This is a genomic window from Spirosoma aerophilum, from assembly GCF_054782495.1.
In genome coordinates, this window is the sequence record NZ_BAAGSJ010000017.1 from 172,937 (window position 1) to 188,891 (window position 15,955).

The window sequence follows — 15,955 nt, forward strand, 5'->3', positions numbered from 1 at the left end:
CATGAAAGCACTTCGCATTCTTATTCCCCTTATTCTGCTTATTGCGGTGTTTGTCTTCTTTGGGGTATTGCCGCGTATCCGCAATACACAGGAACTGAAGGCGGCCGTTGCCGACGAAAAAAAGCGTGAGCCTATCGTGAATGTCGTGCCGCTGAAACGCTCGTCGGATACGACGGGGCTAACCCTGCCTGGCCAGATTCAGCCGTACCGCCAAACGCCCCTCTACGCCCGTACGCAGGGGTTTCTTCGCCGGTGGTATGTCGATATTGGTGCAAAGGTGAAACAGGGACAGCTGCTGGCTACTATCGACGCGCCCGAACTCGATCAGGACATTGCCCGTGCCAAAGCCGACCTGCAACTGGCGAAGACTAACCTGGATCGATTACAGAGCGTTCAACTTCCCGGCGCCATTGCCCGGCAGGATATTGACACCCGGCAGTCGGCCGTGACGGTGGCTCAGGCCAATCTGGGGCGGCTGGAAGCGTTGAAAAACTTACAGCAGATTCGCGCTCCGTTCAGTGGCATCGTGACCAGCCGGACGGCCGAGAATGGAAATCTGGTCTCACCAGGAACGGGGCAGCCTTTGTTTACGCTGTCGGAAGTGGGTTCCCTACGGGTATTTGTGGATGTGCCGCAAACGTATTACCAATACATGAAGATCGGGATGCCCGCTACGGTGACCATTCCTGAACTCAAAAATCAAACCTTTAATGGGACGGTGATGCACACATCGGGCGCGTTGCGAAGCGATTCCCGAACGCTGCTGGCCGAAGTGGTGATCCCGAACCCAAAACAGGGATTACCATCGGGCTTATACAGCCTCGTCAAATTTACTATGATCAGTGCGAAAGCACCGGTCTTGATTCCGGCCAACGCCTTACAAATAACTGCAGAAGGGCCGCGTGTGGTGGTGGTCGATGAAGGGCAGCGTGTACATTTCGTGCCCATTACCCTGGGCCGTGATTACGGCACAACACTCGAAGCCACCAGTGGGCTAACGGGTCAGGAACTCGTAGTGACCAATCCAAACGACCGCTTGCGCGACGGTCAGAAAGTAGTTTTTCGAAAGGCTGTAGGGGCAAAAACAATAGCTCAGCGATGATCAAGTTTATTAGTATTAGTTTCGTTATCAGTAGTTTCGCTGTTCAGGTTGCCGCACAAACGGTTCCGCTGAACGCCCCCGGTGGATCAGTGAACGTTCAGCCGGGCAATGGCCCCGCCAACGTACCCGGTACGGTACAGTCGCAGGCGCCCAATGCTGTCGGTAATGCCCTGCCTAACACGACCGTGACGGCCGCAGACCTGACACCAACGCTGACCATCAGCGGTTTCCAGCGGTTCGGCGATCCGATGCTGGAGTCGCTGATCCAGTTGGGGCTGGACAATAGCCCTAACCTCCGGGCTGCACTGAGTCGGCTGGAAGAGTCGCGAATTCGGGTACGGATAGCGCAATCCTTTCTGTCGCCTTCGTTGCGTAGTTCGGCCCTGATCACAACCCAGAGTTTGTCGGAGCGTCGTCCGCTCGCCGTTCCGAACCAGGCTGATTTACTGCCCCGTACACAGTTGAGTACCTTTCAGCTTTTGCCCGTTGATGCCAGCTATGAACTCGATCTGTTCAAGCGGATACGGGGCAGCATTACGGTAGCTACTTTACAGGCGCAGGCCAGCGATGCCGACTTTCAGTCGTTTCGGCTAACATTGGCATCCGACATCGCCCGCACCTATATGCTCATTCGGGGCAACGATGCCGAGCAGGCTGTTTTTCGCCGGAATATCCAGTCGCGCGACACGACCTTGTCCATCCTCCGCGAACGGTTTCGGGTGGGGCTGATCAATCAGATCGACGTGCAGCGTGCCGAAACCGATTATGCCGGTTTGCAGGTGATGCTGAAAGGGCTGGAACGGTCCCGCGTTGAACTCGTGAATGGCCTGGCGCAACTATGCGGGCAGAGTCCCGTCGATTTTTCCGTTCCATCGGGCGCTTTGCCAACGACTGTACCTACGTATCCTTACGCCAGCGTGACGGCTGAACAGCTTCAGCGCCGACCGGATTTAATTCAGTTCATCCGGCAAAACCAGGTGGCAGCAGCACAAGTGATTCTGCAACAGGCCAGTACGCAGCCGCGCGTTAACCTGATTGCATCGGGTGGTATTTTGTCGGGTAAGGTCAACCACTGGGTCACCCCCAGCGCGGCCACTTACATTGTGGGGGTCAACGCATCGGTACCGATTTACGAAGGTCATCGGGCCCGCCAGAACATTGCCTTATCGAAACAGCAGACCCAAACCAATCAGCAGGTTTATTTGCAAGCGCTCCAACTGGCCCAGCGCGATGCCGAAACCGCACTGGACAACCTCCTACTGCTGCGGCAGCAAATTGAATTGCAGGGGCAGACGCTGACGCTGGCACGCCGAACGGAGCAATACAACCGTGAACTCTATGTACGGGGACTGGCTACTTATCTGGAAGTACTCGACGCCCAGCGGACTATTTTAACCACAGAGCAGCAACTTGTACAGCTCCGAAGCCAGGAAGTCCAGTTTGCCGTAGCCCTTCTTCGAACAATTGGGGGGGATTATTAGGTTTTACCAATTAGAAGTTTCTAGTTTGTGCCATTGTTTATCTTATTCAATAAACATAAACTCTGTAGATACTTTATATAAAATAGTAAATATATTCGTTTTGAAAGTAACCTTTTAGTGGCCTTGGTGTCATAAATCAGTGTATCATCCATGAATCATACGTACGTAATAATTATGGCGGGGGGTGTAGGAACCCGCTTCTGGCCTTTTAGCCGCACGAGTTATCCCAAGCAATTTCACGATGTACTTGGCACTGGCCGAACGCTCCTTCAGCAAACCGCCGACCGTTTTGACGGTGTTTGTCCGTCCGAAAACATTTTCATTGTTACCAGTTCGCTCTACAAAGAGCTTTGTCAGCAGCAGCTTCCACAGCTAACCGACGATCAGGTACTGTGCGAGCCCATTGCCCGTAATACAGCGCCCTGCATTGCCTACGCCTGTTATAAAATTGCCGAGCGCGATCCACAAGCCAACATTGTTGTGGCTCCCGCCGATCATATCATTTTGAAAGAAGAGGAGTTCCAGCGAACGATCCGGAAGGCCCTCGATGCAACAAAAGATCAGGATATCCTGGTAACCCTGGGTATTCAGCCAAGCCGCCCCGATACGGGTTACGGCTATATTCAGTACATTCCGGAAGAAGGAAATTCGGGGAAAGATCAGGGTCCGCTGAAGGTGAAAACGTTTACCGAAAAGCCGCATCTCGAACTCGCCCAGCAGTTTGTGGAAAGTGGTGAATTCGTCTGGAACGCCGGTATTTTCGTCTGGAACGTTCAGTCGATCATCAAAGCGTTTGACGCGCATTTGCCCGAAGTCGCCGAGATTTTTGCAGAAGGCAGTACCGCCTATTATACCGACCGCGAAAAAGCGTTTGTCGATAAAGCCTATTCGCTAACCCGGAGCATTTCCATCGACAACGGCGTAATGGAAAAAGCCGGTAATGTGTATGTGGTGTTGAGCGATTTCGGCTGGTCGGACTTGGGAACTTGGAAGTCCTTATATGAAGTGTCGGACAAGAACGATGACCTCAACGTGATCGATGGCCATATTCTGCTTTACGACACGAAGAACTGCATTATTAAAACGCCAAAAGACCGGCTGGTGGTCGTTAACGGACTCGACGGCTACATTGTCGCTGAATACGATAACGTGCTGATGATCTGCCGGAAAGAAGAAGAGCAGAAAGTGAAGAACTTTGTGGCTGACGCTAAAGAAAGAGGCACGGAGTTTGTTTAAGTTTGTTTTCGGGTGGGTTTTCCAGCCTGGCAAACCCACCCGAAAACAAGATGCCAGCGAGGCAATGGGAGAAATACCTGTTCGTTAGCTGTATGAACGACTGACTACCTTGTGAAGAACACATTCTATTTGTGCCTTATCCTGCTGCTGGCCTGCCTGCTTATTGAATGCAAGGACAAAACGGCCAGTTTTAACCCAGGGCCATCCGATACCCGCATCACAGGTACGTGGCAACTGGCGGAACGCTACTTTCTGAAGGATTCAACAAAGTCAATATTGACCGTTAACCTCGTTACCCGCCGGGATACCATTTCAACGGTAGTCGGCAACCAGATTGTGAAGCGTGATACGCTCATAACCCGAAACGACACGGTATTTGTCAGACGAGACACGTCATTTTACACCACACAACGATACCCGGTCAGACCGCCCCAAACGCTTACCTTCGGCTCCGATGGAAAGCTGTCGGCCAGTGGTTCCGAAATGACGTATTACAACCCCATCAAATACTTCCGGGTCGATACTACTTACCCTGATAGCCTGTCCATTAATTTCTTCATCAATACCAACGGGGCCACGGTTCCCTTTAAGCAGCGTTTGGTGGTGCAGCAGGATATGCTGATGCTGCTGACAAACTGCAACCAGACGGCCCCCTGCTATTCGAAATTTGTACGGGTGAAATAAGGAAATCCGCCGAATAGACTGCATTTTTGGCCTTAACATCCGTTTAGCCAAGTGCCTTTATGAGACGTATACGAGCCAGTACCAGCTGCCTGACCGCCGTTCTGTTTTTTTTGTCGGCCGCCTGGCTATCCGTTTTCTCCCAATCCAAACGAACCCTCCCGGAACTGCGCCAGCAGATTGAGCAGGAATTGAGCAAACAACCCGGCGTTTTTGCCGTCGCGTTTAAAGATTTATCGACGGGGAAAGAGCTGCTCATTCGGGAACATGAGGAGTTTCATGCCGCCAGTACCATGAAAACGCCGGTTATGATTGAAGTCTACAAACAGGCAGCTCAGCATAAACTGGCTCTGTCGGACCCGATGACGATCACCACGGAATTCAAGAGCATTGTGGATGGTAGCCCATACAGCCTCCACGCCGAGCAGGACAGCGATACGAGTATCTACAAGGCGGTTGGAACGACGCGCCCATTGTCGGCACTCGTTTATGACATGATTATTGTGAGCAGTAACCTGGCTACGAATATGGTCATTGAGCGGGTCGGGGCGCAAAACGTTACGCAGACCATGCGCGACTTGGGGGCCAAAGATATTCAGGTTCGGCGGGGCGTGGAAGATAGTAAGGCCTTTGCACAGGGGCTCAACAACACGACCACAGCGTATGACCTGATGGTGATTTTCGATAAGATTGCCATCGGGAAAGCCGTAAGCCCCAAAGCCTCCAAAGCCATGATTGCGACCTTGCTCGACCAGAAGTTCAACGATGCCATTCCGGGAAAACTGCCTAAAGAGGTGAAAGTGGCCCACAAAACGGGTTCCATCACGGGCGTTCGTCACGATTCGGGAATTGTTATGCTGCCCGATGGCCGGAAGTATGTGCTGGTTCTACTGTCGAAAGGCATTAAAGACGATAAGGCGACGATCGAGACGATGGCAACGGTATCGAAATGGATGTATGATTATGTAGTAAGTAGTCGGTAAGCGGCTGCGCCTAAGTTGGTAAGTTGGTAAGTCGGTAAGTCGGTAAGCGGCTTCGCCTAAGTTGGTCAGCCACTTACTGACTTACCAACTTAGGCGAAGCCGCTTACCGACTTACTTTTGCTAGCGCCCTTACCGGAAACGTACCCACTCCTTTGAACTTGGGGGGTGTGGCGCTAAACGTGAAGCGCGTGGATGGAAGTAAGTCCAGATTGCATAGGTGCTCGACAATCAGAATCTCCGCGCCAAGCAAAGTGCTGTGAACGGGCCGGCTGTTGCCCCGCGTATCGTCGATGTTATGCGAGTCGATGCCAACTAATTTCGCGCCACAGTCGCGCAGGTATTCGGCCGCATCGGCGGTCAGAAACGGGTGATTTTCGTAATATGCTTCGGTATTCCAGTACTTAGCCCAACCCGTGTGAATAAGCACAGCCCGATTTCGGATTTCATAATGTTGCAGATGGGCAGCGGTAATGGCCAGCGTTTCTGTATGTGGCATGTGGATAACGGTGCCCTCCAGATCCGTAAAAGCTTCCAGACCAATTTCCGACAGATCTTTCCCATGCTCGTAGCGATGAAATGGGCAATCCAGATAGGTCCCGGTATTGGTAACCATCTCGATCTTGCCAATTTGAAACTCGGTACCAGGTGCGTATAGCGAACGCGAGGCTTCCCGGCTCAGGTAATCGCAGACAATAGGAGCGGGCAAGCCTTTGTACGTAATCAGGCCATCTTCGATTGTGTGGCTCAAGTCGATCAGTCGACTCCGCTGTCCTTCTTCATCGTGTGCCGACTTTCGTTTGTGAGCCTCTACGATAATTTCTTTGTTGAGGATGTTGATTTTGCCGACCATCAGCAGGCGAAAATCATCAACAACATAGTCCGCCAGCGCCTGATCGGACATATCATCGCCGTCAATATCCAGCCGAAAATCTTCCCCTTTCAAGCTGCCGCCGTTAGTGAAGTAAATCTCAAAATCAAACCGAACTCGTTTTTGCATGCTGTGGCTGGCGCGAGCATAGGCTCGTGCCTTTACATAAAGCCAGTATTCACTGGCGGTTGCAGTGGAATGCGTCAGCGAATGCTGACTTCATAAAAAGGCACGAGTCTATGCTCGCGCCAGCGGCACAGCCGCAACTACTGGTTCCAGCCCTGCGCCCGGATGGGGGTTTGCTGACCGGCTTTGGTGGCGAGAACAATCTGCTCGGGATTTGCCGTCAGGTACCCGATGGCGGTAATGCGGGCGTTGGCCGACAACTTCTCGAACTCCTGCGGACGAACCGTAAACAGAAGCTCATAATCCTCGCCCCCGTTCAGAGCCGCTGTAATCGGGCTGATCTTGAACTCATCGGCGGCCAGGTGCGTCTGATCATCAATGGGGATATTCTCGTCAAAGAGCACCGCGCCCGTACCCGATTGACGGCAAATATGCAGTAATTCTGACGCCAATCCATCCGAAATGTCGATCATAGCCGTGGGGCGAATGCTCAGATCGCGGAGTTCGTGAACAATGTCGGTGCGGGCGTCGGGGCGGAGTTGACGCTGTACCAGATACGCCCGTTCTTCCGAAAGATTAGGCTGCATATTCGGGTCGGCCAGATACACTTGCTTCTCACGTTCCAGCAGTTGAAGGCCGAGGTAGGCCGCACCCAGATCGCCGGTTACGCACACCACATCGTTGGCTTGGGCCGTGTTTCGGTAGGTAATCAGGTTTTTGGGTACTTTGCCCAGCACCGATACCGAAATGACTAACCCAGACCGGGTGGCCGTTGTGTCGCCACCCACCAGGTCAACGTTATATGCCGAGCAGGCTGCCCGGATACCATCATACAGTTCATCGATGGCTTCTACCGGAAACCGGCTGCTTAGGCCAATGCTAACGGTTATCTGAATGGGCAGTCCGTTCATCGCGGCAATATCCGAAACACCAAAGGTGACGGCTTTATAGCCCAGGTGTTTCAGGGGAACGTAGGTCAAATCGAAGTGAATTCCCTCCACCAGCATATCGGTCGAGAGCAGTCCATAGTCGTCACCCCAGTCGAAAACAGCGGCATCGTCGCCAATACCCCGAATGGTTTCTGTGTGAGCGGGTGCCGTCGTGGCTTGCCGAATACGCTCTATAAGGCCAATTTCGCCTAGTTGGTTGAGATCAGTCATTGTGTGTTGGTTGATGTACCCCTGTACCCACGGACTAAAGTCCGTGTTTTTATAATCAGCCTGTTTACCCTTTTATTTTCAAAGGTAACTTGGCTTTTTTGTCATCTTGAGGAACGATTAAACGGCTTCAATTTATCAAAAACACGGACTAAAGTCCGTGGGTACGGTACAGCAAAAAGCCGCTCCGATTGATAGACGGAACGGCTTTTTTTATGAATTGGTTTACCGAGTCCTTAGGGATTCGTTAGGGTGTAGTCGTTCGTTGTGCCACCTGTTTTCTGGCTGGCCGTTGTGCGCGAGAGGCTCAGCGTGCCATCATCAATGGAGTTGATCGTGAACTCGATCGTGCCATTGGCACCCGTTGGCGACGGGGTCAGGTCAGTCAATACAAGGCGATTGTCAGCTGGTACGGAGTATTTGCCAACAAACACATTTCCGTCAAATTCGGTGTAGCGTACCGTTGGGGGCTGGCTAAGGTCGAGCTTGAAGGAGGTGTAATTACGAACGTTGGTCGTACCGGCCTTTGTATATACAGTCACTTTATTCTCGTCTACTTTGCTGGCTGTCCAAGTCTTGGCAATGCGCTCCGAAACGGGAGCCACTTTGCTGCCATTGCAAGCTATCAGCGCACTGAATAAGGCAACTAGCGAAAGAAAAGTGAGATAATGAGTCTTTCTCATGGTTAATCAAAAACAATAGAATCAGAAGTGGCTAAGTTACGCTAATTTTGTTGTCACTCGCAAAATTGATGCCTAATAATTCCCCCCGTTTGACTTTACGGACATCGAATGCCAAGCAATGAAACAGCGCTCCCGACCTACACCCGCTCGCAGCTGGCCCTGCGGAATGGACAGGACCGGGACGAAATCTGGTGCGCTTACGAAGGAACCATTTATGACCTGTCAACCTCGCGGCTTTGGCGAAACGGCAAGCACTATGAACACTGGGCCGGGCAGGATTTGACCGACGAACTGATCGACGCCCCCCACACCAACACCGTTTTCAGTCGCTTTTCGCCCGTTGGGAAACTAATTTAACGGTTCTGTGCCGGGCCGTTCCCGAAGCAGGAAACCCTGAACAAACAATGCTTTTAATCGCTGATAGTGGCTCTACTAAAACCGACTGGCGGCTTGTTGCTGCCGACGGTCAGGTCCTTGCTATTCAAACGGATGGTTTCAATCCATATTATCAGAATACGCAGCAAATTATCGATACGTTGCGGGCGCAGTTGCTGCCCCATTTGAACGACGCCAGGGTCACCAGCGCGTTTTACTACGGAACGGGCTGCACCGGCCCGGCCGTAAACCATGTTATTGCCGATGCCTTGCGGGAGGTGTTGCCTGCGTTACAAACTGTCGACGTAAATAGTGACATGCTGGGGGCCGCCCGGGCAGCAGTAGGCCATCAGTCGGGCATCGTTTGTATTCTCGGTACGGGTGCCAATGCCTGCTGTTACGATGGAACGACCATCATTCGCGGCATTCAGTCGCTGGGCTTCTGGTTGGGCGACGAAGGCAGCGGGGGCTATTTAGGCAAAACGCTGGTTCGGGACTTTTTTCAGCAGCGGCTCCCGGCCGATCTTCACGATGCTTTCCAGACCCGATACGCGCTGGATCGCGCCACGCTGCTGGAAAACGCTTATCAGAAGCCCTTCCCGAACCGTTACTTTGCTGCCTTCACGACCTTCCTGTCCGACCATCTGTCGCACCCTTACATTGGACAGCTGGTAACGGATGCATTTAAACTGTTTCTGACGACCTATGTCCGGCGTTTTCCGGAGGCTGACCAATGGCCGGTTCATTTTGTCGGGTCAATCGCCTTCTATTTTGCGGAGTCACTGCGTCAGGCCGTTAAACAAACTGGCTTAACAATGGGTCGTGTTGTGAAAGCCCCTGCTGATGAGTTAGTTGATTTTTATCAAAATGGGTAAGTTCCCCGCGTTCACTTGTACCTTTGTGAAAAAGAAATCAGCGTAAAGGGCGGGGCCTACCCCCGTTGACGTGAACAGCTCCAAAGGCACGGTAATTCCGTTTTCTGCGTTCGCCCTACGTTGAATGACAACCTGAAATAGTAATGGCAAATCGGTATTTTTTGAAAGTAAAAGACGTCGACCGCGAAACGAGCGACGCAGTAACCATAAGTTTCTGGCACCCCATTAGCGAAGAAATTCGATACCAGCCCGGTCAGTTTCTAACCTTTCTCCTGAACATCAATGGCCAGAAGGTGCGCCGGTCCTATTCGATGGCGTCATCGCCCCATGTCGATGTGTCGTTGGCGGTTTCGGTGAAGCGCGTGCCGGGTGGACTGGCCTCCAATTACCTGTTCGACCGGATCAAGCCCGGCGACATTATCGAATCGCTGGAGCCGATGGGGACGTTTGTGCCCAAACTCGATCCGCAGAACCGACGGACCATTGTCCTCATTGGTGCCGGTAGTGGTATCACGCCCTTGTTTTCGATGGCGAAATCGGCGCTGCACGTGGAGCCGAACAGCCGCGTCTGGCTCATTTACGGCAACCGGAACCAGGAGTCGATCATTTACAAAGCCCATCTGGATGCCATGGAACAGGCGTATGGAAAGTCGCGCTTTCAGGTGACCCACATTCTGAGTCAGCCCGCTGCTGGCTGGACGGGTGCCGAAGGGCGTCTGAATCAGCATACACTCACCAAGCTCCTCGATCAGTTGCCTAAAGCCGATTTACAGAACGCCAGTTTCTACATGTGCGGTCCCGATGGCATGATGGCAGAGGCCCGTTCGGCTTTGTCGCTGGTGGGTGTTTCGGCGGAGCGTGTCCACAAGGAGAGTTACGCCACGGCACCCGTTGCGGCTGGCGAGGTAGTGGAAGAGCCTCTGACAGCGGCTGAGAGCGGATCGCCGGAAGTAACGGTATTGTATGAAGGCAGCGAATATAAATTTGCCGTAGCACCGCACCAGACCATTCTGGAAGCTGCGCTGGATTTAGATATTGACCTGCCGTACTCGTGTCAGGCGGGTATGTGTACGGCCTGTCTGGGCAAATGCATCTCCGGCAAAGTGAAGCTGGATGAAGAGGATGGCCTGTCGGAATCTGAACTAAAAGCGGGTTACGTACTCACCTGCGTCGCCCACCCCGTAGGGCGTGATGTCGTGATCGAAATTGAGTAGTGTAGTACAAGAACAGTGTAGTACCGGGCGTCCCGCCCGGATGTGAATAGCGAAGACAGTTATAATAGACTACGCTTTCTTATCACATCCGGGCGGGACGCCCGGTACTTTAATACCCGGTTCTCTATTATTCTGGCCGCTCTGGTTTTTCGGGCTTCTCCGGTAACTCGGGTAATTCCGGTCTCTCCGGCCGTTCCGGTTTAGGCGCTATAGCAGGTTTGGGTAATGGACGGGGTGTTGCGCTGGCCCGGCCACGTATTGTTCGGGTAGCGGGAGCCGGGGGAGGAGCCGGTACACCAGGCAGAGGAGCCAGGGCTTCGGCCGGGGGCGTTGGTGGCGCTGGCGCCACAACACCCTTTATTGAGCGGGGGGGGCGTGGAGCACGGGCAGGACGGGGCGCTCGCAAGTCATAATTGTACTCAATCATTCCCTCTTCTGCTGGTGAGGGTGTTTTGATATCTTCGAACGGTAGATTTAACAGTTCGCCTTCATTGATCCGGATAGAATCCCTCAGCCTTGTCAGTTGCTTAAACACTTTGGACATGCTGTCTGAATACGGGCGAATCTGCCTTTTAGAAAGATCATTTATTCGTTTATTAGCCTCGGAAAGATTCTGTTCGGCGGTTGCCATTTCCGTCTGAAGTGCATCGTTGAGGGTGCGGAGATCGGCTCTTGAAGCTTGTTTTTGCAAATAAGCCATCTGTTCCTGCAATTGCCGTTTCTCCAGATACATATGCTGCCACTGCTTTATCGGCTCCCTCATTTGCGCAGAATATCTTTCCATAGCTTTCTCATAATCAGCCAACCGGCTCTGCAGTTGATCATACTTGAGCTTTATATCCAGAAATTTATTCTGGAATTGCTTGGGTAGTGTATCATCGTCAAACAGACGTTGATTGAGCCTATTTAGCTTATCGGGAGAATCAGACAGGGGAGACAGTGTTTTTAATGAAGCAAGTGCATTGTTTATAACTGTATCCTGAAGTTGCTTCCATCCGTTTGGCGTCATTATAGAATCGACAAGTTGTATATTGCTGTAATCAATGTGAGATAAGCCTTCGGCCAACGCGCTCATACCTGCTGCGTGGCTATGATTGGTTTCGATAATCGTCAGCAGAATATCCCGGTTAGGCTGTTTTACTTCATCGAGATTGAGTTGCCCCGCCATGACTTGGTCAAGTTCCCGTTGCAATTGGGCCACCTGTTTGGCCGGTAGCTTCTTCCCTTTCCAGATGACGTAATCGACCTTCCGGTTATCGGTCATGCTGAACTCCGTACCATTGCCCGTTTTATGTTTCCGGCTTGGGTGGGGTTGGCTGACTTTCTGCTTCGGTTTGGCCTGTTGCTGCACCGCATAGACCGAAACGCTCATCAGCAGAATGGTGGCCAGGGTTAAGCCCGCCAAACTGCCGTTTGAGATGAACGGGCGTGTGGGAACGCCCAGCATCCGCCGAACTCGATGCAGTAACTGCTGCCGCTTAGTCGCAAATGCCATCGCCAACGCAGGAGTGGCCTGTATGTGTGTCAGCCGCAGTTCCTCGACATGGGCGAGTGCCTGCGCCAGAATACGACCGTCGCCCCCGCAGGCTTGTACGGCCAGATCATCGCAGCAGTGTTCGCGTTCTTCGCGTACCCGTGCCGACAGCCACCACAAGGCCGGGTGGAAGAAATAAAGCACTTCGACCACCGATTGCAGGAGATTAACCGCGTAATCGTGCCGTTTAATGTGTGCCAGTTCATGCGCCAGAACGGCTTCGACCTCCCGCGTTGTCAGGTTCGTAACCAGGCCGATAGGTAGTAAAAGAATGGGTTTCAGCACGCCAACGACCATAGGTACGGCAATCCGGGTGGACTCCCGCACCTGAACCGCGCTCCGAATTGCCAGTGTAGCCCGGAGGTCATCGGTTATGTGCAACCAGATGCTTGACGCCGGTTTCGTCGCGGTTTTGGTAAGCCGTTGCAGATAGAGCCAGCCACCCGCCAGCCGCAGACCAAAGAGCACTACGCCCAGTAGATAGACAAAGACAAACTGGCTGAGGTGATTCTCCAGAAACAGCTGCACTTGCTGATGCCAGGGTAGCGTTTGGGTCATGGCCTGCCAGCGAATCGGCAGCGTTTGCATCGCGACAGCCATCGGTTTTGACGAACCGATACTGACCTGCGGCTTGTAATACCAGGCGAAGGTAGCCGCCGAAACAACCAACTGACAGAGCAGCGTCAACGTACCGACCCGGTAGCGGACCGCACTCGACCGGTTGCGCAACAGATGCAGGACAACCGCTACCGGCAATACCAGCGCAAATCCCTGCCAGACAGCGTGGAGCAATGTCCAGCCGAGAGCATCGGCAACCGGACTTGAGAGAAAATGGAGAGAATTCATAAACGTATTGTCTGTTGGTTTAGAAAAATCTTCGGTTTAATGGTGAAAGAGCGAAAGAGTGAAAGAGTGAAAGAGTGATGAAACCTGCGCCAGCCTTTCGCTCTTTTACTCTTTCGCTCTTTCGCTTTTGCCGTCGCTACGGTTCAGGTCATTGAGCAGGTTCTTGATTTCGTCCAGTTCCTCGCGCGAGGCCTTGTGCTGGCCCAGCACCTGCATCACCAGTTTGGAGGCCGAGCCGCGAAAGGCCGTTTCTACAAAGCGATCCACCAAGTTTCGTTGCGTGTCTTCTTCACTTACCAGTGCCGTATAGGTGTGCGAACGGCCGTCTTCCTCCCGCGATAAAAACCCTTTTTCATGCATGATCTGCATTAATTTCAACGCGGTAGTGTAGCCAATATCGCGGCCCTGGCTCAACTTATCGTGTACTTGCCGGACGGTGCTGGGGCCGTCGGCCCAAAGGATATGGAGAATCTCCAGTTCAGAGTCAGTTGGCTTCATGATCTATCTACGAATAATTTCGTAGCAAACATATACGAACGATTTCGTAGTTGCAAATTTGTGAACAAAAAAGTTTCATAATGGCTTACAATAACATGGCCGAAAAGCCGGATAATCCCACATAAACCGTATAGACAAAACAGCCTTTGGCTGCACGGCCAACCAGCCGCGTGACAAGACCTATGACAGCAAATCAAACCCTGAATCTTCCTGCCCGTCCCACCCGGTCCTTTATTGGTGAAACGATTGAACTGACCAGTTGGGACGATGTGAAGCCACTGTATGAGGAATTACTGGACCGCTCGATCGACAATGCCGATGAACTGAAGCAGTGGCTGATTGATCGTAGCGAGTTGGAATCGTATTTGTCCGAAAATTTTGCGTGGCGATACATCCGCATGACCTGCGACACGGCCAACGAGGCTCTGGTCAACCAACTGAATTTCTTTATCTCTGAAATTCAGCCGCCCATGACGACCTACGGCAACGAGCTTGACCTAAAAGCGGTGAACAGCCCGTTCCTGAGTCAGCTCACCGACGATGGCTACGACATTATGGTGCGGGGTATGAAAAAAGCCATCGAGATCTTCCGGGACGAAAATATTCCGCTTCAAACCGAACTCCAGACCGAGGAACGCAAGTACGGAGCCATCGTCGGGGCGATGACGGTGCAGATCGACGGTCGCGAAATGACCCTGCCCGAAGCCAGCGACCGGCTCCAATCGACCGACCGGGCGGTGCGCGAAGAAGCGTGGCGTAAAATCTGGGACCGGCGTTATCAGGACTACGAAACCCTCGATCAGTTGTTTGACCGCCTGCGCGATTTACGCCATCAGATCGCTGTCAACGCTGGTTTTGCCAACTTCCGCGACTACTCGTTTGCGGCCCTTGGTCGATTCGACTACACCCCCGAGGATTGTGTCAACTTTCATGAATCGGTGGCCGAGGCTGTTGTTCCCTTTCTGAATAGCCTCGCCGAGGAGCGCAAGCAGAAGTTGGGCCGGGCCGACGTTTCGGTCGATGTGTTGCGCCCCTGGGATACCAAGGTCGATGTAGAAGGCCGCCCACCACTGAAACCGTTCTCGACGGGTAGCGAACTGCTGGAAAAAGCCATTACCTGCTTCGACCGGCTCGATAAAGAACTGGGCGACGACCTGCGGATCATGCGGGCAATGGGTCACCTCGATCTGGAATCGCGCAAGGGCAAAGCGCCCGGTGGTTATAATTACCCGCTCGAAGAGATTGGCGTGCCGTTTATTTTCATGAATGCCACCTCCAGCCTGCGCGATCTGGTGACGATGGTCCATGAAGGGGGCCATGCCGTACACTCGTTCCTGACACGGGATCTTTCGTTGAAAGCCTTCCGGAACCCACCTATGGAAGTCGCCGAACTGGCGTCCATGAGCATGGAGTTGCTGTCGATGGATCATTGGGATGTGTTTTTCGAAAACCCGGACGAACTGCGTCGGGCCAAGCTTCAGCACCTCGAATCCATTATCGAAACCCTGCCCTGGGTAGCCACCATCGACAAATTTCAGCACTGGATCTACGAAAATCCAACGCATACCGATGCGGAACGTCGCGAAAGTTGGCTGCATATTTACAGTCAGTTTACTGATACCGTTACTAACTGGGATGGCTTCGCTTTTTATCAGGAATACCTGTGGCAACGGCAGTTGCACCTCTACGAAGTGCCTTTTTACTACATCGAGTATGGCATTGCCCAGTTAGGAGCTATTGGTGTATGGCGTAATTACCGGCGTGATCCTAAAGCTGGTTTAGCGGGTTACAAGAAAACCCTGAGCCTTGGCTATAAAGCCCCGATCCGGGAAATTTATGCGGCTGCCGATGTTCCTTTTGACTTTTCGCTCAACCATATTCAGGAATTAATGAGTTTTGTCTGGCAGGAGATTGAAACCCTGAAGAACGGCCAGGTATAAGAAGTGGGCGTTCTTGTTTGGAAACCTAAGAGGTCTGACCTATTTTTGCCGAATCAATTCGTAATCAAGTGGCTATGAAACGCGTACTAAGCATAGGTTTGTTGGCTGTAACAGTGTTATCGCTGGCATCCTGCGACTATCAAAAATATAACTCAATCCGTCAGAACGACTACCGTGCCGACGATTACCGGGCCGACTACCGGGCGGGTGATGCTGAAGTATATGGAGCTGGCAGAGACTCTGCTGCGGTTCAGACGAAATATAAGTACACACCGAATCCAGAACTGGACGCCCGGACCCAAAAAATCCGCGAAAAGTTATTCGGTGCCGGTACATTGGGCCAGGGAGCATAATCT

15 protein-coding genes are annotated in these 15,955 nt (G+C 52.5%); 10 read left to right on the forward strand and 5 right to left on the reverse strand.

Going from position 1 to position 15,955, the window contains the following annotated elements; genetic code table 11:
• The first annotated feature begins 1 nt into the window (after position 1).
• The 5 genes from ACYVK4_RS23000 (at position 2) to ACYVK4_RS23020 (ending at position 5,483) form a co-directional block, all read left to right on the forward strand.
• Positions 2 to 1,102, forward strand: a complete 1,101-nt coding sequence (locus ACYVK4_RS23000; RefSeq protein WP_461129911.1) for an efflux RND transporter periplasmic adaptor subunit — start codon at positions 2 to 4, stop codon at positions 1,100 to 1,102.
• The gene (locus tag ACYVK4_RS23005; RefSeq protein ID WP_461129912.1) at positions 1,099 to 2,583 is read left to right on the forward strand and encodes an efflux transporter outer membrane subunit; all 1,485 of its coding nucleotides are present in this window, start codon (positions 1,099 to 1,101) and stop codon (positions 2,581 to 2,583) included. Before ACYVK4_RS23000 ends, ACYVK4_RS23005 begins: the two co-directional genes overlap by 4 nt.
• Positions 2,584 to 2,733: 150 nt before the next feature.
• Positions 2,734 to 3,819, forward strand: a complete 1,086-nt coding sequence (locus tag ACYVK4_RS23010) for a mannose-1-phosphate guanylyltransferase (RefSeq protein WP_461129913.1) — start codon at positions 2,734 to 2,736, stop codon at positions 3,817 to 3,819.
• Between the two features lie 111 nt (positions 3,820 to 3,930).
• Positions 3,931 to 4,503, forward strand: coding sequence for a hypothetical protein (locus tag ACYVK4_RS23015; RefSeq protein ID WP_461129914.1), 573 nt, complete (start codon positions 3,931 to 3,933; stop codon positions 4,501 to 4,503).
• A gap of 59 nt (positions 4,504 to 4,562) precedes the next feature.
• Positions 4,563 to 5,483 carry a serine hydrolase gene (locus ACYVK4_RS23020; RefSeq protein ID WP_461129915.1) on the forward strand — a complete coding sequence of 307 codons (921 nt, stop codon included), beginning with the start codon at positions 4,563 to 4,565 and terminating at the stop codon, positions 5,481 to 5,483.
• A gap of 103 nt (positions 5,484 to 5,586) precedes the next feature.
• On the opposite strand, the gene ACYVK4_RS23025 is transcribed toward ACYVK4_RS23020, so the two are convergent.
• The 3 genes from ACYVK4_RS23025 to ACYVK4_RS23035 form a co-directional block, all read right to left on the reverse strand.
• Positions 5,587 to 6,480 carry a cyclase family protein gene (locus ACYVK4_RS23025; RefSeq protein WP_461129916.1) on the reverse strand — a complete coding sequence of 298 codons (894 nt, stop codon included), beginning with the start codon at positions 6,478 to 6,480 and terminating at the stop codon, positions 5,587 to 5,589.
• 137 nt (positions 6,481 to 6,617) lie between these two features.
• Positions 6,618 to 7,637 (reverse strand): thiamine-phosphate kinase, encoded by a 1,020-nt coding sequence (gene thiL / locus ACYVK4_RS23030; protein WP_461129917.1) that lies wholly within the window; start codon positions 7,635 to 7,637, stop codon positions 6,618 to 6,620.
• A gap of 233 nt (positions 7,638 to 7,870) precedes the next feature.
• A complete protein-coding gene (locus ACYVK4_RS23035; RefSeq protein ID WP_461129918.1) occupies positions 7,871 to 8,317 on the reverse strand; it encodes a hypothetical protein in 447 nt (148 codons plus the stop codon).
• 108 nt (positions 8,318 to 8,425) lie between these two features.
• Between ACYVK4_RS23035 and ACYVK4_RS23040 the strand changes: the two genes are divergently transcribed.
• From ACYVK4_RS23040 to ACYVK4_RS23050, 3 genes are all read left to right on the forward strand, one after another.
• Entirely contained in the window at positions 8,426 to 8,674 is a 249-nt protein-coding gene (locus tag ACYVK4_RS23040; RefSeq protein WP_461129919.1) for a cytochrome b5 domain-containing protein, read from the forward strand.
• Between the two features lie 47 nt (positions 8,675 to 8,721).
• Positions 8,722 to 9,567, forward strand: a complete 846-nt coding sequence (locus ACYVK4_RS23045; protein WP_461129920.1) for an N-acetylglucosamine kinase — start codon at positions 8,722 to 8,724, stop codon at positions 9,565 to 9,567.
• A 143-nt stretch (positions 9,568 to 9,710) separates the two neighbouring features.
• Complete coding sequence (locus ACYVK4_RS23050; protein WP_461129921.1) at positions 9,711 to 10,781, forward strand: 2Fe-2S iron-sulfur cluster-binding protein; 1,071 nt, start codon at positions 9,711 to 9,713, stop codon at positions 10,779 to 10,781.
• A gap of 127 nt (positions 10,782 to 10,908) precedes the next feature.
• Here ACYVK4_RS23050 and ACYVK4_RS23055 read toward each other — a convergent pair whose 3' ends face one another.
• Together ACYVK4_RS23055 and ACYVK4_RS23060 are read right to left on the reverse strand one after the other, a co-directional pair.
• Positions 10,909 to 13,161 carry a M56 family metallopeptidase gene (locus tag ACYVK4_RS23055; protein ID WP_461129922.1) on the reverse strand — a complete coding sequence of 751 codons (2,253 nt, stop codon included), beginning with the start codon at positions 13,159 to 13,161 and terminating at the stop codon, positions 10,909 to 10,911.
• A gap of 105 nt (positions 13,162 to 13,266) precedes the next feature.
• The gene (locus ACYVK4_RS23060) at positions 13,267 to 13,659 is read right to left on the reverse strand and encodes a BlaI/MecI/CopY family transcriptional regulator (protein ID WP_461129923.1); all 393 of its coding nucleotides are present in this window, start codon (positions 13,657 to 13,659) and stop codon (positions 13,267 to 13,269) included.
• A 182-nt stretch (positions 13,660 to 13,841) separates the two neighbouring features.
• On the opposite strand from ACYVK4_RS23060, the gene ACYVK4_RS23065 reads away from it, so the two are divergent.
• Both ACYVK4_RS23065 and ACYVK4_RS23070 read left to right on the forward strand, forming a co-directional pair.
• The gene (locus ACYVK4_RS23065; protein ID WP_461129924.1) at positions 13,842 to 15,599 is read left to right on the forward strand and encodes a M3 family oligoendopeptidase; all 1,758 of its coding nucleotides are present in this window, start codon (positions 13,842 to 13,844) and stop codon (positions 15,597 to 15,599) included.
• Positions 15,600 to 15,673: 74 nt separating this feature from the next.
• The gene (locus ACYVK4_RS23070; protein WP_461129925.1) at positions 15,674 to 15,952 is read left to right on the forward strand and encodes a hypothetical protein; all 279 of its coding nucleotides are present in this window, start codon (positions 15,674 to 15,676) and stop codon (positions 15,950 to 15,952) included.
• Positions 15,953 to 15,955 lie beyond the last annotated feature (3 nt).

Bases quoted from the DNA above. Each gene is read 5' to 3' on its own strand.
- ACYVK4_RS23000 (WP_461129911.1), top strand. From the start codon at position 2: ATGAAAGCACTTCGCATTCTTATTCCCCTTATTCTGCTTATTGCGGTG.
- ACYVK4_RS23005 (WP_461129912.1), top strand. From the start codon at position 1,099: ATGATCAAGTTTATTAGTATTAGTTTCGTTATCAGTAGTTTCGCTGTT.
- ACYVK4_RS23010 (WP_461129913.1), top strand. From the start codon at position 2,734: ATGAATCATACGTACGTAATAATTATGGCGGGGGGTGTAGGAACCCGC.
- ACYVK4_RS23020 (WP_461129915.1), top strand. From the start codon at position 4,563: ATGAGACGTATACGAGCCAGTACCAGCTGCCTGACCGCCGTTCTGTTT.
- ACYVK4_RS23025 (WP_461129916.1), bottom strand. From the start codon at position 6,480: ATGCAAAAACGAGTTCGGTTTGATTTTGAGATTTACTTCACTAACGGC.
- thiL (WP_461129917.1), bottom strand. From the start codon at position 7,637: ATGACTGATCTCAACCAACTAGGCGAAATTGGCCTTATAGAGCGTATT.
- ACYVK4_RS23035 (WP_461129918.1), bottom strand. From the start codon at position 8,317: ATGAGAAAGACTCATTATCTCACTTTTCTTTCGCTAGTTGCCTTATTC.
- ACYVK4_RS23040 (WP_461129919.1), top strand. From the start codon at position 8,426: ATGCCAAGCAATGAAACAGCGCTCCCGACCTACACCCGCTCGCAGCTG.
- ACYVK4_RS23045 (WP_461129920.1), top strand. From the start codon at position 8,722: ATGCTTTTAATCGCTGATAGTGGCTCTACTAAAACCGACTGGCGGCTT.
- ACYVK4_RS23050 (WP_461129921.1), top strand. From the start codon at position 9,711: ATGGCAAATCGGTATTTTTTGAAAGTAAAAGACGTCGACCGCGAAACG.
- ACYVK4_RS23055 (WP_461129922.1), bottom strand. From the start codon at position 13,161: ATGAATTCTCTCCATTTTCTCTCAAGTCCGGTTGCCGATGCTCTCGGC.
- ACYVK4_RS23060 (WP_461129923.1), bottom strand. From the start codon at position 13,659: ATGAAGCCAACTGACTCTGAACTGGAGATTCTCCATATCCTTTGGGCC.
- ACYVK4_RS23065 (WP_461129924.1), top strand. From the start codon at position 13,842: ATGACAGCAAATCAAACCCTGAATCTTCCTGCCCGTCCCACCCGGTCC.
- ACYVK4_RS23070 (WP_461129925.1), top strand. From the start codon at position 15,674: ATGAAACGCGTACTAAGCATAGGTTTGTTGGCTGTAACAGTGTTATCG.